The organism is Coleofasciculus sp. H7-1, from assembly GCF_057473865.1.
Window position 1 is genome coordinate 97,924 of the sequence record NZ_JBYCCT010000066.1, and the last position, 21,865, is coordinate 119,788.

20 protein-coding genes are annotated in these 21,865 nt (G+C 40.6%); 4 read left to right on the forward strand and 16 right to left on the reverse strand.

Features of this window, described 5'->3' with window-relative positions; all coding sequences use genetic code 11:
* Positions 1 to 51: 51 nt before the first annotated feature.
* The 11 genes from AC2VDX_RS17015 to AC2VDX_RS17065 all read right to left on the reverse strand — a co-directional run bounded on the left by AC2VDX_RS17015 (position 52) and on the right by AC2VDX_RS17065 (position 12,021).
* Positions 52 to 1,146, reverse strand: a complete 1,095-nt coding sequence (locus tag AC2VDX_RS17015; protein WP_378183552.1) for a glycosyltransferase family 4 protein — start codon at positions 1,144 to 1,146, stop codon at positions 52 to 54.
* The gene (locus AC2VDX_RS17020; RefSeq protein ID WP_378183555.1) at positions 1,143 to 2,309 is read right to left on the reverse strand and encodes a glycosyltransferase family 4 protein; all 1,167 of its coding nucleotides are present in this window, start codon (positions 2,307 to 2,309) and stop codon (positions 1,143 to 1,145) included. The genes AC2VDX_RS17015 and AC2VDX_RS17020 overlap by 4 nt, the downstream gene beginning before the upstream one ends.
* A gap of 37 nt (positions 2,310 to 2,346) precedes the next feature.
* Positions 2,347 to 3,480, reverse strand: a complete 1,134-nt coding sequence (rffA, locus tag AC2VDX_RS17025) for a dTDP-4-amino-4,6-dideoxygalactose transaminase (RefSeq protein ID WP_378184032.1) — start codon at positions 3,478 to 3,480, stop codon at positions 2,347 to 2,349.
* Between the two features lie 46 nt (positions 3,481 to 3,526).
* On the reverse strand, positions 3,527 to 4,720 hold the full coding sequence (locus AC2VDX_RS17030) for a hypothetical protein (protein WP_378183558.1): 1,194 nt from the start codon (positions 4,718 to 4,720) through the stop codon (positions 3,527 to 3,529).
* Positions 4,721 to 4,726: 6 nt separating this feature from the next.
* A complete protein-coding gene (locus AC2VDX_RS17035; protein WP_486928208.1) occupies positions 4,727 to 5,389 on the reverse strand; it encodes a class I SAM-dependent methyltransferase in 663 nt (220 codons plus the stop codon).
* Positions 5,390 to 5,613: 224 nt separating this feature from the next.
* Positions 5,614 to 6,294, reverse strand: a complete 681-nt coding sequence (locus tag AC2VDX_RS17040) for a GNAT family N-acetyltransferase (RefSeq protein ID WP_378183564.1) — start codon at positions 6,292 to 6,294, stop codon at positions 5,614 to 5,616.
* Complete coding sequence (locus tag AC2VDX_RS17045) at positions 6,281 to 7,267, reverse strand: glycosyltransferase family 2 protein (protein ID WP_378183567.1); 987 nt, start codon at positions 7,265 to 7,267, stop codon at positions 6,281 to 6,283. Before AC2VDX_RS17045 ends, AC2VDX_RS17040 begins: the two co-directional genes overlap by 14 nt.
* Positions 7,268 to 7,283: 16 nt before the next feature.
* Positions 7,284 to 8,018, reverse strand: coding sequence for a sugar phosphate nucleotidyltransferase (locus AC2VDX_RS17050; RefSeq protein ID WP_378184034.1), 735 nt, complete (start codon positions 8,016 to 8,018; stop codon positions 7,284 to 7,286).
* Between the two features lie 118 nt (positions 8,019 to 8,136).
* Positions 8,137 to 9,801 (reverse strand): hypothetical protein, encoded by a 1,665-nt coding sequence (locus tag AC2VDX_RS17055; RefSeq protein ID WP_378183570.1) that lies wholly within the window; start codon positions 9,799 to 9,801, stop codon positions 8,137 to 8,139.
* Between the two features lie 98 nt (positions 9,802 to 9,899).
* Positions 9,900 to 10,784 (reverse strand): glycosyltransferase family 2 protein, encoded by an 885-nt coding sequence (locus AC2VDX_RS17060; protein ID WP_378183573.1) that lies wholly within the window; start codon positions 10,782 to 10,784, stop codon positions 9,900 to 9,902.
* The gene (locus AC2VDX_RS17065) at positions 10,762 to 12,021 is read right to left on the reverse strand and encodes a glycosyltransferase family 2 protein (RefSeq protein ID WP_378183576.1); all 1,260 of its coding nucleotides are present in this window, start codon (positions 12,019 to 12,021) and stop codon (positions 10,762 to 10,764) included. The genes AC2VDX_RS17060 and AC2VDX_RS17065 overlap by 23 nt, the downstream gene beginning before the upstream one ends.
* A 237-nt stretch (positions 12,022 to 12,258) precedes the next feature.
* On the opposite strand from AC2VDX_RS17065, the gene AC2VDX_RS17070 reads away from it, so the two are divergent.
* Positions 12,259 to 13,035, forward strand: coding sequence for a class I SAM-dependent methyltransferase (locus AC2VDX_RS17070; RefSeq protein WP_378183580.1), 777 nt, complete (start codon positions 12,259 to 12,261; stop codon positions 13,033 to 13,035).
* Between the two features lie 129 nt (positions 13,036 to 13,164).
* On the opposite strand, the gene AC2VDX_RS17075 is transcribed toward AC2VDX_RS17070, so the two are convergent.
* The 4 genes from AC2VDX_RS17075 to AC2VDX_RS17090 form a co-directional block, all read right to left on the reverse strand.
* Positions 13,165 to 14,403, reverse strand: a complete 1,239-nt coding sequence (locus tag AC2VDX_RS17075; RefSeq protein WP_378183583.1) for a glycosyltransferase family 4 protein — start codon at positions 14,401 to 14,403, stop codon at positions 13,165 to 13,167.
* A 63-nt stretch (positions 14,404 to 14,466) separates the two neighbouring features.
* Positions 14,467 to 15,813, reverse strand: coding sequence for a hypothetical protein (locus tag AC2VDX_RS17080; RefSeq protein WP_378183586.1), 1,347 nt, complete (start codon positions 15,811 to 15,813; stop codon positions 14,467 to 14,469).
* 53 nt (positions 15,814 to 15,866) lie between these two features.
* Positions 15,867 to 17,240: an ABC transporter ATP-binding protein gene (locus tag AC2VDX_RS17085; RefSeq protein WP_378183589.1), complete on the reverse strand. Its 1,374-nt coding sequence runs from the start codon at positions 17,238 to 17,240 to the stop codon at positions 15,867 to 15,869.
* A 45-nt stretch (positions 17,241 to 17,285) separates the two neighbouring features.
* Positions 17,286 to 18,131, reverse strand: coding sequence for an ABC transporter permease (locus tag AC2VDX_RS17090; protein WP_378183592.1), 846 nt, complete (start codon positions 18,129 to 18,131; stop codon positions 17,286 to 17,288).
* Positions 18,132 to 18,565: 434 nt separating this feature from the next.
* On the opposite strand from AC2VDX_RS17090, the gene petP reads away from it, so the two are divergent.
* The 3 genes from petP (at position 18,566) to chlG (ending at position 20,947) form a co-directional block, all read left to right on the forward strand.
* Positions 18,566 to 18,760, forward strand: coding sequence for a cytochrome b6f subunit PetP (gene petP, locus AC2VDX_RS17095; RefSeq protein WP_190410406.1), 195 nt, complete (start codon positions 18,566 to 18,568; stop codon positions 18,758 to 18,760).
* A gap of 6 nt (positions 18,761 to 18,766) precedes the next feature.
* On the forward strand, positions 18,767 to 19,864 hold the full coding sequence (locus AC2VDX_RS17100; RefSeq protein ID WP_378183595.1) for a Get3/ArsA fold putative tail anchor-mediating ATPase NosAFP: 1,098 nt from the start codon (positions 18,767 to 18,769) through the stop codon (positions 19,862 to 19,864).
* A 90-nt stretch (positions 19,865 to 19,954) separates the two neighbouring features.
* The gene (chlG, locus tag AC2VDX_RS17105; protein WP_378183598.1) at positions 19,955 to 20,947 is read left to right on the forward strand and encodes a chlorophyll synthase ChlG; all 993 of its coding nucleotides are present in this window, start codon (positions 19,955 to 19,957) and stop codon (positions 20,945 to 20,947) included.
* A gap of 203 nt (positions 20,948 to 21,150) precedes the next feature.
* Here the strand turns inward: chlG and AC2VDX_RS17110 are convergent, their stop codons facing one another.
* Positions 21,151 to 21,693 carry an REP-associated tyrosine transposase gene (locus AC2VDX_RS17110; RefSeq protein WP_378183601.1) on the reverse strand — a complete coding sequence of 181 codons (543 nt, stop codon included), beginning with the start codon at positions 21,691 to 21,693 and terminating at the stop codon, positions 21,151 to 21,153.
* Positions 21,694 to 21,865: the final 172 nt, after the last annotated feature.

Genomic DNA, 21,865 nt, shown 5'->3' on the forward strand with positions numbered 1-21,865 from the left:
AATCCTAACTTGACAATTTGCCACCTGTAACTTTTATAATTTTCGCTGTGTTCACAGATATCGCTGAAGGACTTGGGCAGTAGCTTGTCCAGTTTTTGTCCAGCTAAATTGACTAGCTCTAGCGAGACTAGCTTGACGAAGACGCGATCGCAATCCTGAATCCGTCACTACTGCTTGCATGGCTTCGGCAATTTCCCCCACATTGTAGGGATTGACCAAAATAGCGACGTCACCAGCGACTTCTGGCAGCGAGGAGAGGTTGGAGGTAATCACGGGAGTGCCACACGCCATTGCTTCTAAAACGGGCAGTCCAAAGCCCTCCCAGAGGCTAGGGAAGACGAGAGCGATCGCTTGATTGATCAGCGTCGGCAATTCCTCGTAAGGAACGTAATCTAAAAATTTTACCTGGTTGGTTATACCAAGCTGTTCCACCTGCGCCATCAAGACAGGTGTATAACGCTTATCCTCAGACCCAGCTATCCATAATTCATAGTCACGACAACTAGATAAAGTAGCAAAAGCGTCAATTAATCGAGCAATATTTTTGTAGGGATCGTGGCGACCGATGTAGAGGAAATAATTGCGCGTAGGAATATCTAGAAAGCGAAAATGTTTGGCGTCATAAGCCAAAAGAATTGGCGTAATTTTTTCTGCTGGAATGCCGAAGAAGTCAATAATATCCTGAGCGGTAGCGCTAGAGTTACAAATAATCTGCTCAGCTTGCGCTAAAACTTGGGGAATGTAGTAGCGGAAGTAGGGTGTTAGGGGAGAAAAGCGTTTGGGAAACCGCAACGGGATGAGATCGTGAACCATTACCACCGATCGACAGCCAGCATACAACGGCGCTTCAGGAACTGGGGAAAATATTAAACTAGATTTTAAGCTTTTATAAATTTGTGGTAGTTTCCACTGCGTCCACAGCAGACGGCGAAAATGCCCTTTTGACCCTTGTGCAGGGGTTAGATTGGGCGGAACTGGATAGCAGCGATAGTTGGGAAAAGTTTGGGCTGTCAGTAAGGTTGGATCGAGAGGCTGTAGATGCGGAAAAAGATTTATGGCATAGGTGCTGATGCCAGTAGGTTGGGAAAAAATGAAAGATAGATTGATGAGCAAGTGATTGAATAGGGAATTTTCTAAATTGCTCATGTCAACAATGACTTATATGCCTTAAGCGTTTCCTGTGCCGTTCTTTCCCAAGAAAATAGTTTAGCTCTTTCTTTACCCTTCTGAATTAATTCACTACGAAGCTGAGAATCACCAATTACTTTCAAAATTGCATCTGCCAAGCTAGTCGGATCGTCAGGATCAATGAAAAGGGCTGCATCTCCTGCCACCTCTGGCAGTGAGGAAGTATTAGATGTGATAACAGGTGCGCCTAGCGTCATTGCTTCCAATACAGGCAGACCAAACCCTTCATAGTAGGAAGGATATACAAAAGCGTCAGCCTTGGAGTAAAACACAGCAACCAGATCATCTGATAAATAGTCAAGGTGATGAATTTGGCTTTTCCAAGGTGAGTCTTCAATGGCAGAAAATATTTTTTTGTAATGCCATCCCTTTTGACCAATTAAAACCAATTGATGCTCTATTTTGTATTTTTGCTTCAATAAATTAAATGCAGTAATCAAATTATTAATGTTTTTTCTTGGCTCAAGTGTACTTACAAATAGCAAGTATGGTTTTGAGAAATCATATCCAATAGATGCCTCTATTTGATGCGCTAGTTCTTCAGATAAATATCCGGAATGGTAGCGACTAGCCAGCGGAGTCACATAAATCCGTTGAGGATCTACACCCAAATACTCAACGATATCTTTTTTAGAGCTTTCTGAAATTGTCAGCACTAAATCTGTCCATTGCAAGCATTTTTTTACTCGTTTATTGTATGTTTTGACAACAGAGTTAGTATAATCTGGAAATTTAATAAAGGTTAAATCATAAATATTCATAATTTTTAGAGTATTTCTACAGGGATAAACACAATAATTTGTACCTTGTAATATATCTGGTTCATCCAGGTAATTTTCAAAGTATTTAGATACCATCCAATTCGAGGGTATAGACAATACAATATCTGAAATCCTGACTGGTATAGGGACTATATGAAACTGAGAATCTATATTCAGAGATTTAGGAGGACATATATTTCTGCGTAGCCAATTTTTTAAGCCAGGTTGGTAAGCAATACTCAACTGAAAGTTTTCTTTAACCTGTAATGGATGGAGGGAGCGAATTAAGTTACTGACATAAAGACCGACCCCGCTAGCATTTGGCTGTATGGGTGTTGCATCAATTGTGATTTTTAGCATTCAGGTTAAATTATATAGATTCTTTCATAAATGCTTACTAAAATTTAGTTGTAAACCATTCATAAACTATATCGGTAACGGGTTCTTGCTCCAAATTTATCCACATGGGTAAACGAACCAGCCGTTCACTTGCGGTATCTGTTACCTTCAAGTTTCCATGAGCTTTTCCATATTTTTTACCTGCTGGGGATGAGTGCAAGGGAATATAATGAAATACTGCTCCAATTTTTTTATGTTTGAGATATTCCAGCAGTTCTGTTCTATGTTCTCCATTCTGGAGTAACAGGTAATACAAATGTCCATTTTGTTGGCAATTCTTAGGTATTATGGGGCGTCTGAGGATGCCTTCTTCCTCTAAGTTTAAAAACCTTTTGTGGTAGTTTTCCCAGATTCTTAATCGATTCTGGGTAATATCTTCTGCTGATTCTAGTTGAGCCAACAGGAATGCAGCAACAAGTTCACTAGGTAAGTATGAAGAACCAATATCCACCCATGTATATTTGTCTATCTGCCCTCTAAAAAACTTGCTGCGGTTTGTACCTTTTTCACGGATAATCTCAGCCCGTTCAATTAATTTAGAATCATTAATTAATAAAGCTCCCCCTTCGCCAGAAATTAAATTTTTAGTTTCGTGAAAGCTTAGAGCAGCCAGATGTCCAATACTACCCAGAGGTCGCTCCTTGTATTTAGACATTATCCCTTGAGCAGCATCTTCAATTACTAGAAGATTGTATTTGTCTGCCAGTGCCATAATGACATCCATCTCGCAACCCACACCTGCATAATGAACTGGAACAATGGCTTTAGTATTGGGTGTAATAGCAGCTTCTATCTGAGACTCATCAATATTGAGAGTATCTAGGCGAATGTCTACGAAAACTGGCACAGCACCACGCAATACAAAAGCATTAGCAGTGGATACAAATGTGTAAGATGGCATAATTACTTCATCCCCTGGCTGGATGTCTGCAAGAATTGCTGCCATCTCTAATGCTGCCGTACAAGAATGAGTTAACAATGCTTTGTAACAGCCAATTTCTGACTCTAACCAAGCATGGCATTTTTTAGTAAATTCACCGTCTCCAGAAAGATGCTGGTTCTTAATGGCTTGAGCTATGTACTCAAGTTCGCGACCCGTAGCAAAAGGAACATTAAAAGGAACTTTATTAATATTCACGGCTTTTATAAAATCGCTGACTAAATTTACTACTTAAAATTTAATAACCCCCTGTTTGCGTTACATACATTAAATATACTAACCCATTAATAGAATGAAATCCAAAAATTAATAAACAAAGAAAAAACTTGGTTCTTAATTTATGGAGAATACTGGCAAAGTAAAAATCATCTAAATTTTGTTGTTTAAATAAAAATGAAATTGAATAAACAAAAAGTATAAATAAAGTAATCTGTCCCCCCCACAAAAAGTTACCAGCATACATCCTACTTGATTCTCCTAAAAAGTAAATATAAAAAATGGAGACTAAGAATATTAACCAAGCTAAGTTAAGGCTAAACTCATTTTTAGCTTTTTCCCAAAATAAAATATAAACAGATAATGGGAAAAGAATCGACATTATAAAATCATATAAAAGACTGGTAGAGTAAAAACTCATCACCGTAAAAGGGGCGAAAATAATACTACTTCTTCCTCCTTTTATAAAAGTTGGATCGTTGAGGTATGTCAAGCTGAACTGCCATCCAAGAACTATGAGTGCTGGAAAACACAAACTCCAAATTATTGACATCCAATTTATAAGCTTATTCATGTATAATTTATATATTATTACAAAGAATACGGCTGGTATCAGACAAATAATATAATTTGGCTTTGTTATTAAGGACAGTATTGTAAGAAAAAACAAACTTAAATTTAATTTCTTAGAATAGTATGTTGGGTGCTTAAAAATTTTAGTTATTGTATTCAAAATCAATAGGCATATCGGTTTAGCAAGCAGAGTCGTGGCACTATGATACATAGTTATACCTATATACCCAAGATAAAGCCTAGGGTATGTAAATAAACTAATAGGTGTAATAATCATCAAAGCCAAAGTTATCGGTATTGAGTAAAATTCCTTTTTATAAAAATGAGAAAAAGGAATCGTTTGGCGAATATTATATTCAGTAATTATGGCTAAAATCCAACAAGCACATATAGGAATAACATAGTATCCGGCAATATTAAAACTAATGAAAGGAGCAAGTTTATGTATGGTAATAACGAGTAATTGATATAAAAAATGGGGAGTCCCAATAAATTTTCCTTGTGCCATTTTTTGAGCTAATTCAATATGGAAAGTATAAGTTTCTGTTGGATCAGCTGGGTAGAGGCGAGAAAGAGGTAAGCCCCAGAGTACAGTAACTCCGATAAGTAGAATGATTGTTGTAATTAAGTTGCTTTTTTTCACTTTTTTTCACTTCTTGGCAATTAACAGTAGAGAGCCGCCAAATGGAAATGACAAACCTAGACGGATTGCTGCACGTTCAAAATCAAGCACTTTTCCTAAAATAGAATTGGCTAAACCGCTTATTCTCAGTTCGGCCAAAGGATCGTAGTCTGGCTTAGGTCGTTGCTGCTGCGATCGCGAGAGAAACATGAGGGGTAGGAGGAGTGAGACAAAAGATGTCATTCTCACAATTTTAAACCCAGCCCGTTGTACTTTTGTTTTTAAATCTTGAGCGCGATATCGGCGTACATGGTGAGCATAATCGTCGGCTTGGCTCCATAGCCAAGGATGCTGTGGAACTGTTAGGATAATTCCCCCTTCTGCTTTTGTTGCTCTATACATTTCAGCTAGAACTCTCCGATCTTCTTTAATATGTTCCAGCACGTCAAAAGCACCGATAATATCAAATTCGCGCTCGAAGGGAATTTTACAAGCATCCATCTGGAATAACTCAGCTTTAGAAAGCCGCTGGGCGGCCAAAGCTAAGCCTGTGCTGAATATTTCACTTCCATACAAGGTTAGCCTAGGGAATGCTTCCTCAATACCAGATAAAACAAAACCAGTTCCACAACCAATTTCTAAAAGGGTTTGAGCTTGGGGAAAGTAGCACTGTAGTGCCCAAAGGAGCAAGCGGTTGCGGGAACAAAACCAAAAATTCTTGGCTTCTAGAGTGGCTAACTGGGAAAAAAAACTAGGCTCGTAATTATCATTTATTTTGGCAAATTCAGGTGCAAATGATAGATAGCCCTCAATTCGTTTAGGTTTACAAGAACATGAAGGACATGCCCAGTTCAAGCTATCAAATCGCGTGCTACACTTGCTACAAATTTTCATTTTAATTTAGTAAATTAGTATTATTTCACTAAGATATGGTAAACATCGACTGTATTCCTAAACTTAAATCCCAGTGAAGAGTAGAGATTAAGAACTGAAATATTAGAAGCTGAAATTGAGCTTGTCAGTTCCTGATATCCGTGGCTAAATAGTTCTTGACAAGCAACGCTCCAAAAGTACTTAGCCATTCCTCTGCCCCTATATTCTTCACTTAACGCATGAAGGACGATTTTATTTTTAACACATCCCCAAAATCCAGCTATCCGACCATCGGACATCAGTCCAAAAACATTTTGAGAGTTACAAAGTTCTTTAAGCCATAAATCATATCTAAGATCGGCTTGATTCCGATCTAAATTAAAATCTTTATGAAATCGACCATGAGTAAAAGCTCCATGAGAGATTTTAGTTAAATCGTCTATAGAGACTAACTTAGAAATTTGAATTCCTGGTTTTACATATTCCACAAAGCTATTGGGGTTGCAGTAGGGTTCAATTAAGGTATCACAGTAATAAAAACCATACTCATGTAAAACTTTTTTAGAGGAAAGTGGATCGATTTTTACAGTGTAATGTCCGGGTTGGATCGCCTTAAAAACCGACTTAAATACTTCTTCTGATTTATAAACAATTTCAAAGGTATCGAAGCCAAATACTCTGCTATCCCAAGGAGTCTGCAAAATATACTCAGAAATGTCCATTATTTACACCTTGTGTTTGCTTTGGCTCAGCTAGGCTTTTTAAAGTTGAAGGGGTAAATGTAGAATTTCTGATTAGATATAAAGGTCTTTTCTTAGCTTCATCAAAACTTTTCCCTAAGTAGATGCCAATAATGCCAAGATTAGAAATAATAATTCCGCCTAGGAAATACAAAGAAACAATAAGGCTACTCCAACCCGTAACAACTGAACCATAAATTGCTGCATTTATAAAAATATAAGCTCCATATAAAAAAGCAAAAACCGATATCATAAAGCCCAACCTAATAGATAACCGGAGTGGTTTATCAGAATAAGCAATTGTAGTTTCAGATGCTAATTTCCAAAGCTTGCGAAACGTGTATGTACTTTTCCCAGTTAGGCGAGAATCATGCGTTACATCAATGCTGGCAGTCGGGAAACCCATCCAGTCTACCAAACCACCAAAGAATCTCAGTTGTTCGCGCATAAGACGAAAACTTTCTAAAACTTTCCGCGAAATCATGCGGAAGTTACCAACTTGAGCATCATATTTGATATCTGCAAGGTAGCTGAATATTTTATAAAATAGCCTCGAAGTCAGGCGCTTCAGAATTGGATCTTTTCGCTTACCTCTTCGAGCAAGCACTACATCATAACCTTCTTGTGCTTTGGCGTAAAATCGGGGGATTTCTTCAGGACGATCCTGCAAATCACAGTCCATCACCACCACCCAGTCACCATCACAATGATCTAAACCAGCTGTAATTCCGTAATGTTGTCCAAAATTGCGACTGAACTGAATTCCCTTAACTCGCCGATCCTGATGGGCTAACTCCAGAATGATCTCCCAGGAGCGATCGCCCCCACAGTCCTCTACCAAAATTATCTCAAAATCTTCTGAAATTGTTTCTAAAGAATCTTTTAGACGTTTATAGAGTTCATGCAAACACTTCTCAGCTTTATAAACAGGAATAACCACAGATATGTGAGGCATAATTTTTGACCTAATCTCAGATGTCGTGCAAAATTTTATTATCATTTAACAACATGAGATTGTTGGCTTCATTGAATGAATTGAAAGTTCCTGCATCCATCCAGCGTCCATTCACAAAACTAAACTGCAACTGACCCTGTTTTAAATAAAGTTCGTTAATAGCAGTAATTTCCAGTTCTCCTCGCTCGGACGGCTGAACCTTACGTATCAAATTAAACACTTGGCTATCGTACATATAACAACCGACAACAGCATAGTTGGTCTTGGGTTCTGTAGGTTTTTCCTCAATCTTAATAATTTGCTTTTCATCAAGAGCTGCGATCGCAAATCGTTCTGGATCTCCCACTTCCTTGAGGAGAACTCTAGCTCCCTCAGGTTGTTCCGCAAAAGCTTCAACGTGCTGACGGATAGAATACTCGAAAATATTATCACCTAATAGCACAACTATTTTTTTTCCTTGTGCAAATTGCTCCCCAAGGGATAAAGCGTCAGCAATGCCTGCTGCTTCTTCTTGCACTCGGTATGTAAATTCACAGGCAAATCGTTTTCCCGATCCTAAAGAATTCACAACATCCCCCATATGGTTGGTGGAAGTCACTATCAAAATATCTGTGATACCTGAACTTGCTAGTTGTTTAACTGAATGCCAGATCATGGGTTCTTTCCCAACTGGCAACAAGTGCTTATTAGTGACTTCCGTCAAGGGGGCAAGACGTGTTCCTTTACCACCAGCAAGAATGATTCCTTTCACGCTAATCTCTGTAGTTTTTGAATAAGAAACTAATTCAAGCATTGAGGATTTTCTGTTATAAGCGGAGATAAAACTGAAACTGACGAAGTTTTGCTTTTGTTAAGGTTGCACCTGAAAACTACCTTGTAAGATTGCGATAACCCGCTAGAGTACCATAATGCGAACTTTCCAGGACAAAAATTTGTTTCCAGTTCGGATCGTTACGTATGTGGTCTGCTATATATTTAGCCACTAAACGGCTTTTTCGACTAGGAATCGCTTGCCACTGAGTATTTTTATTTTTATCCGCCTGCCTTGGGTCATCAAACACTACAGCAATGTCAGCCCTTTTAGTAGTATCAGCGTAAACACGCTCGCTTAGTTTGTTTTCAGGCAGGTTAGGATAGAAGCCCAACCAGTATGATTCATGAACCGTGAAAAGGTCATTAGCTGGTGAGGGTAACTTACCGTAGCGGTAGAACGTTTCCATAGTTGGTATATAGATATATTCATCAAAGTAAGTACACCAAACTACTAAGTTGCCCTGTTTGGACAATTCTTGAGCTAGAGCCACGTCCAGCGCTTTTAGATCCCGATGCTCAGGAGAAGGATGGGTTGCTAGCTGGTAGTTATCTAAAGCTGCACGTCCTCCCACCAAAAGCGCTATGGCAATTAATATAACTGAAAGTTGTGACAGGACTCGACCGCTCGCTCCCTGCTGGCTTATTGCCACAGGTGAGACAGCTGCAAAGAAGAGCAGGGGTAATGCATACATTGTTGACTGCCCTCCCTCACCTACACGCAGTACAACTACCAAGAACAAAATAACCGCACTGGCACACCAAACTGAAATTACTAAGCTTTTCCAGTTCTGGGTAATATCTTTGCGAAACCACACTAGGTTAATTCCACAAATTGTAAACAGCATCAAAGCTCCAGGAAGCCCAAACAGGTAGTCTACTAAAAAGTGGATTACAAAATTAGCTGATGAGAGCAAGTCCTGATTTAATGCATAGCCATAGACCGTGTAATACTCTATGTTGCTGTTAAAATGGGCAATCAAGAAGTACCCAGCTAATAGGGCAGCCGTGACACAGATAACACCAAGTGGCAACAAGATTGTCTTCACTAGGTCGCCCTCTCGCCGCCATCGTTGGATAAGGTAGACAGCCAAGACAGGTACACAGATGAAAACGACGTAGGCGGCTGCTATGTAGCGGCTGAGAGTAGCAAAGGAGCCTAGAGTTGCAAACGCTACCAGCCATTTCAAACTCTGCGCGCCGGACGAATTTAACAGGCACAAAACTGCCCCTCCAACCAGGAAAGCAGCTGGCAGGTCTAACCAGTAAGCACCTAAGCCAAGTCTCGGATGAAACATCACCGGAGTAGCACAGAACAAAAACATACAGGCGATCGCGTAGGGAGTGCAACCAGTTCGACGGTGAACTGTCCAACCAAGCAGCCCTAAAAAAATGAAGAGCATTGGCAGGGCAGTAGCCACATGACCTACATTACTAGCTAGCAAATCAGGAGCAAAAAGGATCAGCGGCACTGTCCGTAACGGATGTCTCCCGTTGCCCAGCCATTCTTGTATAGCTAACGCAAGACGCCCCTCATTTGCTACGCGGACGTGCAGACGAGCATTCTGTAGAGAGTAGGAGATAGGGTCGTAGAAGTAAGAATAGTTTTCAAAGTAAGCATGCTCAATCCTGATAGTGAGAAACCCCATGACGCTGGTTAGGAAAAAAGCGCACAAAAAGATTACAAAGACTGGAGTCTTTAGCCAATTTCTTATCCTGCTCATTTGATTAGCTCCTTACTAGGATTATTGCTTGTTTAGTTCTCCTAAGACTCTATAGGGTTGCATCTATCTAGATAAAACCTAGAGTTATTTACTTCCTTTTACCGAAACATCCACTCATCCAGTGCCAGGTTGTCGAGGATTTGAATTTGATGTTCGATTACCATCCACCAAAAACGCTTGTAAGATGCAAACGCTTCTGGATGAATCTTTGGGTTAACCTTAAAAAAATGTTCATTATTATAATTAAGCATTTCTGTTTCTTCAATATATTTACCTAAGTACATTTTGTGCAGTTTACCTATTTCAGGTAATCCGTGTGAATGCCAGCGATCACCAGTTTTCTGAGCAGAATAATATCTAAAAAGACCAAAAACATCTTCTACAGACAAGAATTTAGCACCAAACTTCAGAAATCGCAACAACAGCTCATAATCCATTGCGAAGTCAAATTCTTCATTGATATATGCGCCTGCTTTCTCAAATATTCTTCTTGTCCAAAAAGTGCATTCTTGAGGAATATAATCACTCAAATAAAAATCACGCTCAGAAAATGGTCTATAAGGGTGAAAGCTTAAGAACTTACCAAACTCATCAATAACATTTCTTTGACCATAAATCACATCAAATTCTTTATATTCATTCAAATATTCCACAGCTTTAGAAACAACATTTTTAGCCGCATAACAATCATCAGAATTAAGATAGGCAAGTATCTCCCCAGCACATAATCTAAATCCTTTATTCAGAGCATCAGTCTGACCTTTGTCAGCTTCAATAATTATCCTATTTATACGGTGTTCGTACTTGCGAATGATGTCCGGGGTTTCATCGGTAGACAAACCGTCAACTATAATATATTCCAAGTTTGGATAATCTTGGCATAAAACACTCAGAACAGTCTTCTCTATGAACTTACCCTGATTGTATGAGGGAGTAACAATACTAACTTTAGGATATGAATTATTCTTGATTATCTCGCTCAATTTTTAGACCTTCTATACTCTGATGGATTTTGTTTAATTCGTCGGTAATCTCATCGTTTAATTTTTCACGACTCCATTCATGCTTAGTTTCAGCAATTAGCTTATACATATTTATCATTTGATCTGCTACTTGTTGAGACAGCTTAACTTGTAACTCCAAATAAACCTGATTGATACGATGTAATTCTTGAGTTAAGTTTTGGTTTTTTTGAGTTTGGCTGATGCGCTCAATTTCAATTCTCTGTTCGATTTCTTGAAGTATCTCGTTCTTAAGACGATTGTAAAGAGGACTCGTCAAAAACTTATAAATAGATTTGATAGTACCTTTAGTCACCTTCACTGTTCTATTCCCACCCAATACAGGATTAGCCCCAACCCACCAACTAACAAGCGTCACTAATGCACGGGGTGGAATCCGCGTTTTCCAGTGCCAAAATGCCCATAGGGTAGTAAAAACTAATTCTTTGACAAATTGCTTATTTTGAACAGGATCGGTTCTATCCAATCCTTTGGTTTCTTCAATTTTGGCATGTGCATATCCAAAAATCCAATTAGTCGGAACAAAGCCAAACTCCCGACGGATCATATCGTTAATTTCTGTACAAACTGCGAGCCTTTGACCAAGAGTTTTGTTAGTTTTATAGAGCCGTGATCCAGCTAATTTTGTTTGCAAATAATAAAAGTCTACCTGCTTACCATAACGCAGCCACAGTTCGTAATCCATGCAGTAATTTAAGGAAGCATCCAAATTCCCATACTTTTCTACTAAACTACGTCGAAAGAATACCGCTGGCTGACAAAGGTAACAAGTCTCAAGCAAACGTTCATAATTCCAAGGTTCAGTGGGATAAGAATTTATTATCTCGTCTTTTTCATCAATATGGTCAGCATCGCCATATATAATCTGAACGGTGGGATTAGCTTCAAATATTATTTTGACTGCCTCGAAAGCTCCAGGGTAGTAGACATCATCAGAATTAATCCAGGCAATAATATCACCTGTTGTCATAGCGATCGCTTTGTTCACTGCATCAGCCTGACCCTTATCTGGTTCTGATACCCAACGAATTTTGTCATCATAGAATTTTAAGATTTCTATTGTCTCATCCTTGCTACCTCCATCACAGATAACGTATTCTATATCTGTGATTCCTTGCGCCAAAACACTCTGGATGGTACGCTCAATGAACCGACCTTGACAAAATGAGGGGGTAACAACGCTGAATCGTAAACTCACAGGCTACTTCCTGATACAAAACTAAAGACTAGGACTGAGGGAAATGAAATTTTCATTTTTCGTTGTGCGTGAAGCGCATTAGAGTCTGTGTTATATTTGTTATGCTTGAACACGCAATTACATTAGTTAGAGATTATTGAGCCAAAAGCCAAAATGAAGCAAATATTTTAGAGAACAGCACTTTCTAATTATCAGCGTATAGGTTAGCATATAAAATCTATTGAGTGTGGTAGTAATATGTCTTTTCAGTCCGAAAATCTATTTGCACAACCCAGAAAAAATCTCAACCGAGATGATTGTTTTTTTTATCACGTTTGTGACATTCCAGATGTCGGTACAGTCGGTGGTCATTGGGATTTAAGGGACACGATAGAAGATTACCTTGGTCATTTTGATTTTTCTGGTCAGTCAGTCTTAGACATTGGCACAGCCAGCGGCTATTTAACATTTGAGATGGAGAAGCGGGGAGCTTCTGTTGTATCTTTCGATGTACTGGATGAAACGGTAACTGAAATTGTACCATTTTGGAACGATCCCCTTAAATCCGAAGCAATATTGGCTGCACAACATAAAGGCTTCGAGCGATTAAAAAACTCCTACTGGTACTGCCACGAGCATTTTGCTTCAAAAGCCAAGGCATACTATGGCAATATATATCACCTTCCAGAGAGCTTAGGAAAATTTGATGCGATTATGATTGGGATGTGCCTTCCTCATATTCGCGATCAACTCGGAGCGCTGGAATCAATAACTAAGCTTGCTAAAAAAACCGTGATAATAACACAGCAGACTTTGAATGACGAAAGACCTATTATGCAGATGATAGCGCAAGATAATAGCGAAAACATGGAAAACTTGCGATTTGCTTGGTGGTTAATGTCAGATGGGTGCATAAAAAACTTTATGGGAATTCTTGGTTTTAAACTCAAAAAAATGTATAAAGCCAAACATAAATGTGTAGCCTATAACCCAGAACGGTATGAGGAATGTACCAGTTTCATTTTTCAGAAATAAATTGATTGTTTAAAGCTGATTTATAAAGTAAATTTTAAAGGCGTAGGGTGGCTTAAAATTGCGTAGCGCCCATCGTCATATAGGGCATTTTCTTAAGTTAATCTTTACTTTATAAATCAATCTCAGGCTTCAAGTTACATTCTTGGAAACCACAGTAGCGAAGATGTCAAGATACTGACGTGCCATTTTATCGCAATCAAAGAACTTCAAGCGCTGATATCCTTTGGATACCAATTCATTCACTAACTCTGTATCAGTGGTAATTTTTGCTAAACACTGTGCTATTTCTTCGGGTTTCTCTGGGTCAAAGTAGAGGACGGCATCACCGCAAACCTCTGGTAAACTACCTGCGGTACTGGAAAGCACTGGCTTGCCGAATCCCATTGCTTCCAAAACGGGAATCCCAAAACCTTCGTAAAGAGAGGGGAAAACCAAGTATTTACAGCCACGCCAGACAGCTTCCAAAGCTTCTTCATTCAAATAGCCAAGAAAATGTACGCGATCGCTAAGGTTCATCTTGGCAACAATCTCACGTAGTTCCTTTTCTTCCCGTTCAAGCGCTCCAGTAAAAACCAAATCTAAATGCTGACCTGGAAATTGTTGCTGATACATCTGGTAGGCTTTTAAGAGCCTACGATGATTTTTATGAGGCCAGTAGTTAGCTGGATAAAAAGCGTAATTACAATTTTTTAGACCCAGTTCCTGCAAATGCTGCTTTCCGGTTTCTTCACGCAACCCAGACCAGCGGTCATAAATAGATATATGCACAACATCTAGTTTTTCGGCTGACACATTCAGCTTTTGAATGAATGATTGGCGACTAAATTCAGATATACAGACAATCTTTTCTGCTACTTTCAAGAGATTGCTGAAAAACTGGTCGCGACGTTCCCTCTCCTCCTTCGTAAAGAATTCTGGATAATCTAGGTGTTGTAGATCATAAACAATTGCAACTGTAGGAACACCATTTTCTGCAAAGTTTGGTGCAGAAAACGGGCAAAATAGCAAATCTATTTTTTGACTTTTTAGAAGTGTTTTTGCGGAAAAAATATTTCCCCACTTTTTTTGAATTTTTTTGACAACTTTAGCCCCAAATCTAGTAAACTTATTTGAGAATACTTGTTCTTCTGTATTAATTGCCTTTCCTAACTGTTTAAGTAGTATACATTTAGTATTTTTATTTTCATATTTAGTTAGCTCCTCATGATTCCAAGGTGCTGTAAGTAGAAAGAACTTATAGTTGGGAGCCAAGGTTTGTAGTCGTTTGAATAAGGTTAACACTAAAACTTTAGAACCTCCATTTTCACCGTTAGAGAGGATAGGAGTCATATCTACAGCAATCCGCAAAACTGACTTGATTTTGCTCATATTTAAGCCCCTAGGTTAGTCACTAGAAGAAATTAATCTAGATGAAATTGTGTTTGCTCCAGCTCAGGCGTCTGTTGGCAACCCAATTACCTTCTTTAGTCGAACTACTATTGTCCGAAGTTTCCATAAATTCCTGTCCTCCATTGCTTGGATGATAGTCTGCGACTGGGTCAGTTCCGTCTGAGTCTGCTGGAGTTGAGACTGTGATAGCACTAATTCCGTCTGAGTCTGCTGGAGTTGAGATTGAGATTGCGCTAATTCCGTTTGAATCTGCTGGAGTTGAGACTGCGATAGCGCCAGTTCCACCTGAGCCTGCTGCAATTGTTCAGACAATTGTTCAATTGCTGTTAAACGGGCGGCGCGGTCAGCTTCGCTTTGCTGCAATTGTTCAGACAATTGTTCGATTAGCGTTAAACGGGCGGCACGGTCGGCGTCGCTTTGTTGCAGATGAGACTGCGATCGCTCTAACTCAGCTTGAGTCTGCTGGAGCCGAGACTGGATTCGCTCCAATTCTACCTGAGTCTGATGTCTTAGATCGTTAGCTTTTGTAAGCGCTTGGTCGCGAACCTCAACTATTCTCCAAAAAGCATCGACTTGTTTTTCAATTTCCATATTTTCATAGCCCAACAACCTATCTGCTTGCTGACAATTTTCATCTAGAGTCGCGGCAATGTAGGACTCAGCTCCTTGGTTACTTTCCATTACAGTTATTTTGCCTATTTGACCGCCTCTAGATGGTTTAGGTAAAGTATTATCTCCCGTACAATAAGTAAATTTACTAAATTCAGTTACAAAAGTATCACTATAGTTGACACCAAGAACATCACACATTCGTTTCAACTCTTTTTCTGGCTCCAGGCAAAAACTTTCATAGTGAAATAATGGATATGTTGAAACTTTCTGCACATAAGCCAGGTAACAATTTCCAAATTCTTTGATTGATAAATTTCGTAAATGTTTGAAAGTGCGTGTCAAGGATTCATAAACATCAGCAGACCGACGTGCTAACATTACAGGATAGATATTAAATCCATATTGCTCTAGATATAGTTCTTGCTCCAGAAGCATACTCGGCGCATAAATATCATCACTTGCTCTATCTAAAAAGTTTATAGTTGTCCAATCACGGATGATTAAGTGGCTGCCCTGCTGTCGCGCCGCCTCTGCTAGTAAGCGGATTTTATCTGCGTATGTTTTCTTGCTGAAATCAGAAAAATTACCAGACGAAACTAATTTAAACCAGTCACGTGCTTGAACTTCAATCGGAACAAGTGAAGCATGAGGATTCACTTCTGAAAGAATAATGTTACCAGATATACATCCTAAGCAGCGATTGATTAATGTGCCACCAGACCGTGCAAAACTGTAAATGACGGGGATTTTTATTTGCCTTAATTTTTTTTCCCGCATGAAATTGAGAATAAATAATGGATTTAAACAAACAATTATTTTAGGTAATTTTTTTATTCTTCCATAACACAATTAAATGATAAAATTTGTGATTCCACACAAAAATCTACATAACCCGATCTTGATGTATCTGATTCTTCTGGCTGCACTCTAAACATTGCTGCATCAACTAGACGATGAATAAAGACTTCGGAGTGATTTAACCTACCCAAAATTCCGGCATTTAAAAAATATACTCCTGGTTGCAGAGAACAGTAAAATCTAAACTTTACTTGGAGTTCTTTGCCTTGATCTATGTATTCTATTGGATTATCTATTGAGTGAGATGCTGCTCCTCCTAATTCAAATCCTTCAATCGTTTTAATTACCATTCCAAACCTAACTCCATGTATTTTTTTTAAAAATTTTACTGAGTAAGTATAAATGTATTCTTTTCTTCTTTTTATAACATTTACTCGCCTACCTTCTATAGTAGTAACATAAGGTTTTTCAATGAGCGCTCCACAAGATACATATGATAAGGTGCTTTTTGGAATAAAGTTCGGATCGTAGGTTTCATGAAAATCATCGACAGCTTTAGTTTGACTTGAATTTAGATATTCTAATTCTTCTTGGCTAGCTTCTAATACAATGTCATTTTTTATAAAATGCCTCCCATTCCGAATTTTCTCTCGAATTTTTTCTGCTTCATCTACAGGCGCATATATCAATTTTTGATAGTTAGAAATTACTTTCTTAGGTGTGGATACTAGTAGATTCTCTCCTTTGTCTATTAAAACTGCTGAGCTACATAAGCCTATAACTGAAGGTGCTGAGTGTGAAACAAAAAGGATTGTTACACCTCTTTCCTGAAGAGCTTGAATACGTCCAAAACACTTTCGCTGAAAAGCTTCATCACCAACTGCTAAAGCCTCATCTACAATGAAAATGTCAGGTTCGACGCTAATAGCAACTGCAAATGCTAGCCTCACAAACATTCCACTGGAATAAGTCTTAACGGGTTGCTCCATAAAATCACTAATATCAGCAAACCCAGCAATTTCATCAAATTTTGCTTCTATATCTTTTCGCTCTAAACCTAGTAGCCGTCCGTTAAAAAATACATTTTGTCTTCCTGTAAATTCAGGGTTAAATCCGCTGCCAAGTTCTAATAAAGCTGAAATCCGTCCATTGACCCTTATCTCTCCCGTAGTCGGTGTTATCGTTTTGACAATAATCTGCAACAACGTACTCTTTCCAGAACCATTGCGCCCCACAATCCCTAGAGCTTGCCCCTTTGGTACTTCCAAGTTAATATCACGCAGTGCCCAAAATTCATCTGCCCTGCTCTTTCCCGGCAACAACAACTCCTTCAGGCGGTCTACAGGTCGCGCATAGCGCTTAAAGCACTTAGAAACATTCTTCAGCGAAATTGCAATCTCACTCATTACGCCACTGCTTCAAACACCACAACTTGCAGACTCAATCACAACCTAGAGTACATCAGCAAACGCCGGACGTAATCTTTTATATAGCGATAACCCTGCAAAAAACACTACCAGAGAAACCATCGCTACAACACTCCACTCTCCCCAGTGTTTTATTTCTCCCACTAGCACCAAATCTCTATAAACCTCTGCGATCGCTGTCATTGGATTCAACCAAAATACCCATCCCCGCCATTTCTCCGGAATAGCTGACGCTGGATAGATAATCGGTGTTACGTAGAACCAGAGATTCAAAATTACTCCCAGCGTCTGAGGAATATCTCGCAAAAACACCGTCAGTCCTGCCACCAAATAACCCAAGCCAGCAGTTAACAACAACTGCGGTAGCCAAATTAGAGGCAACAGTGCCAACGTCGTGTGTAAAGTTCCAGACGACACCGCCACCAACACAATCAACGCCATCAGACCAAGCGAACTTTCAATAAATGCTGATAATATCGGCACCAGCGGTAACAACGCCAGCGGAAACACTACCTTCTTCACCAAGTTTGGCTGTCCCACCACCGAACTCGCTGCTTGGGTAAGCCCACTGGTAAATGCAATCCAGGGAAGCAACCCCGCAAATAGCCATAAACCATAGGTAATATTGTTCGCTGGCAAACCCTTTAAAGTCAGCTTTACCTGCAAGACAATTGAGAAAACATAGGTGTAAATCAGCAACTGCGACAGCTGATTAACTAAAGGCCAAAAATTGCCTAACACCGAACCCTTATATCGCGCTTCCAAATCCCGCCGCACTAGGGTTCTCAACAAATCCAGCTTTGCCCACCACAGGTCATTAACCGGAAGCCAACGCCTCACCCTGCCAGCCTTGCGAACAACTGCTTTCATTGACTTCAACAAATCCCGCTACACTCCCACAACCAAAGCACGAAGCCACTTTTTCCTATGAAGCTGAGTCAAACATTAGAGTTCCCATTGTCGCTTTTTGGCATTTGTTTGCTTTTGTAACAAGTCTAGTCTATTAAGTTAAAGATGATATAGGAAATCTGCCGCAATGCAAGCAGAAGTTTTACGAGTGATTTATGGCAAGAGTAAAGCGTAGCAGTTTAAGGTCATTTTAGTGCTATGGCGACAAAGTATCAGGGCAACGAGTAAGGGTGTAAATACGTTCTGTGGGTATTGACGAGAGGACATCTGAACCAAAAGAAAGCGATGTCCTAAGAGGACGACCTTCGGTTCGCCACCACTCGATCAAACCAATCTCTGAGGTTTTGCCCTAAACTGTGGAATGATTCGGAATGGTTCATTGCATCGGAGCAGTAATGGAGATCGGTCAGAAAGTAAAAGTATACCGCCTCAGAGACAGGGTTTCTCCCGCTGTTGTTAATAAACTGGGGAAAGTCGGCACCATCAAAGGCTACAAAATGACGGATGGTAGTGGCGTTGGGGTCGTCGTGCAATTTGACGACAACTCGACCACTTGGTTTTTTGAAGATGAACTGAAACCCGCACAATAAGAACAGATGGCCCTGATTTTAACGTTTTTGGGCAAAGGCGGCACGGGTCGCACCACAGTCGCGATCGCCGCCGCCAAACAACTGGCAAACAAGGGAGCGCGAGTGCTACTTGCCGGACAAGATCCCGGCCCCACTCTCGGATTGCTCCTGGGGGCGTCCCCTAGCCCCGATCCCCAGGAAATGGCTCAAAATTTACAGGTAGTACAGTTCCAGTCTGCCGTGCTACTCGAACGCAGCTGGGAAGATATCAAAAAACTAGAGGCGCAGTATCTGCGGACGCCTCTGCTCAAAAATGTCTACGGTCAGGAATTGGGCGTATTGCCGGGGATGGACAGCGCCCTGGCTCTCAACGCCATCCGCGAGTACGAAGCCAGTGGCAAGTACGACGTAATAATCTACGACGGCAGCGGCGACCAAACCACCCTGCGGATGCTGGGGATGCCAGAGATACTCAGCTGGTATATTCGCCGGTTCCGAAAAGTGGTAGAAGATTCCGACCTGTGGAGAACAGTTTCGCCTTTCATTCAACCCATCAGCAGCGCTGTTCTCAATGTGTCATGGACTGGGGATAACTTTGCCCAACAGCCCACGAATGAGGTGAACAATCTGCTGGAGCGAGGGAGAGCCGCAGTCGCTGACCCCAACCGCGTTGCCGCCTATTTGGTGACGACGGGTGCGCCAACGGCTGTTGCTACTGCCCAGTATTTTTGGGGCAGTGCCCAACAAGTCGGGCTGACCGTGGGAGGCGTCTTGCTCAACCAAGAGTCGGTCACAGAAGCCATTTCGGCAAACTTTACCCCTCTTGCCGTCAGTTCCCTTCCCAGTTGCCCACCGGCTGACTGGCAACCGCTAATAGACGCCCTCCCGGATTTGCGTCAAGTAGCGGGGCTGCCCAAACCTATCGAGATTGACATTCCAGGTCGTCAGGTACGTCTATTCTTGCCCGGTTTTGATAAAAAGCAGGTAAAACTCACCCAATACGGCCCTGAAGTTACCATCGAAGCGGGAGATCAGCGGCGCAATATCTCGTTACCCCCCCAGTTGAGCGGTCAACCCGTCAAAGGCGCTAAATTTCAAAATAGTTACTTGGCGATTTCGTTCTAATTGGTCATTGAGAATTGGTAATGGGTAATGGGTACTTGATAATGACCATTACCCGTTGACCATTACCCGTTACCTATTACCCATTAGCAAATGACAACCGACAAACAACAAACAACCGATAACAAACCATCTGAGCGCAGTGCGAAAACTCGGCAACTTCTGGGCATGAAAGGTGCCGCTCCTGGCGAGACTTCTATCTGGAAAATTCGCTTGCAGTTGATGAAGCCGATTACCTGGATTCCCTTGATTTGGGGCGTTGTCTGCGGTGCGGCTTCTTCGGGTGAATACACTTGGACGCTGGAAAATGTTCTGAAAGCTGCTACTTGTATGCTGCTGTCGGGACCTATTTTAGTTGGGTATACCCAAACTTTAAATGATTTTTACGATCGCGATATCGACGCGATTAACGAACCGTACCGTCCGATTCCTTCCGGTGCCATTTCTGTTCCCCAAGTGGTGACGCAAATTTTGGTACTGTTATTTGCAGGGTTAGGACTTTCCTACGTTTTAGATAGATGGGCGGGGCATGATTTTCCTACCATCACCTGCATTGCCTTGGGCGGTACTTTTCTGGCTTATATTTACTCTGCGCCACCGCTGAAGCTGAAGAAAAATGGCTGGCTGGGCAATTACGCACTGGGTGCCAGTTACATTGCTCTGCCTTGGTGGACGGGTCACGCGCTGTTTGGGGAGCTAAACGCTACGATTATGCTTCTGACGCTGTTCTACAGTTTGGCGGGGTTGGGAATTGCGGTGGTGAATGACTTCAAGAGTGTTGAAGGCGATCGCCAACTCGGTCTACAATCGCTCCCGGTGATGTTTGGTGTTGGCACGGCTGCCTGGATATGCGTGCTGATGATCGATATCTTTCAAGCTGGAATTGCCGCTTATTTAATTAGCATCCACCAAAACCTTTATGCGGCAATCTTGATATTACTCATCATCCCCCAAATCACTTTTCAGGATATGTATTTTCTCCGCGATCCCCTGAAAAATGATGTGAAATATCAGGCAAGCGCTCAACCTTTTCTAGTTCTAGGAATGCTTGTTGCTGGTTTGGCATTAGGTCATGCCGTTTATTAGTAGGTTATTAGTAGGTTGGGTTGAGTCACGAAACCCAACTTATTAATTAACAAACATTTGTTGGGTTCCACTACAATTATTCTTCACAGTAGGTTGGGTTGAGTCACGAAACCCAACTTATTGATTAACAAACATTTGTTGGGTTTCGCTTCGCTCTACCCAACCTACAATTATTATGAATTGATATTAAAACAAACCCCGGCTTACTCATGCCCTATACTTACATCAAATAATATTTCTTCCCCAGAACCCCAAGATACATCATATATTCCGGCATTAACATAACGGTGAAAGCTAGAATATTCCCAGTCTTTGGGTGCTTTCACTAATCCATGTTTGACTGGATTGTAGTGAATATAGTCAATGTGTTTAGCAAAATCTTCTTCGTCTCGAATTTGATGTTCCCAAAAGCGGCGTTGCCAGATTGATTGCTCTTTTTTACTTTGTCTGGATAGAGAAACTTTTTGATGATACTGTGGTTCGCAGTTGCGGCTAAAATAACTTTTGATTAAACGCCATCGCGTAGAGAAATCGCTATCTCCATCCGGCAAAGTCCAAATACAGTGTAGATGGTCGGGTAAAATAACGCAGGCATCAATTTTAAAAGGATGCGTTTTGATAATCTCTCTAAAAGCATTTCTTAATATGGAGATATTTGAAGGAATACATAAAAATTTTCTTCTATTGTGAGTTACTAATGTAAAAAAGTAGGTGCCGCCTTCTATTTTGGCTCTACGATATTGCATAGCGTTAAGAGGATGGGGTGTTGGGTTTCGTTGCCTCAACCCAACCTACACGATCTGAGTATGAACTAGCGCGTCTTGGTTTTGGTGAACAAGACTCTCAAGTCATCCTCAACAACATTGTTATCTTAAGTTGAATTGTTTTTAGTTGAGGCTGAGGTGTTGGGTTTCGTGA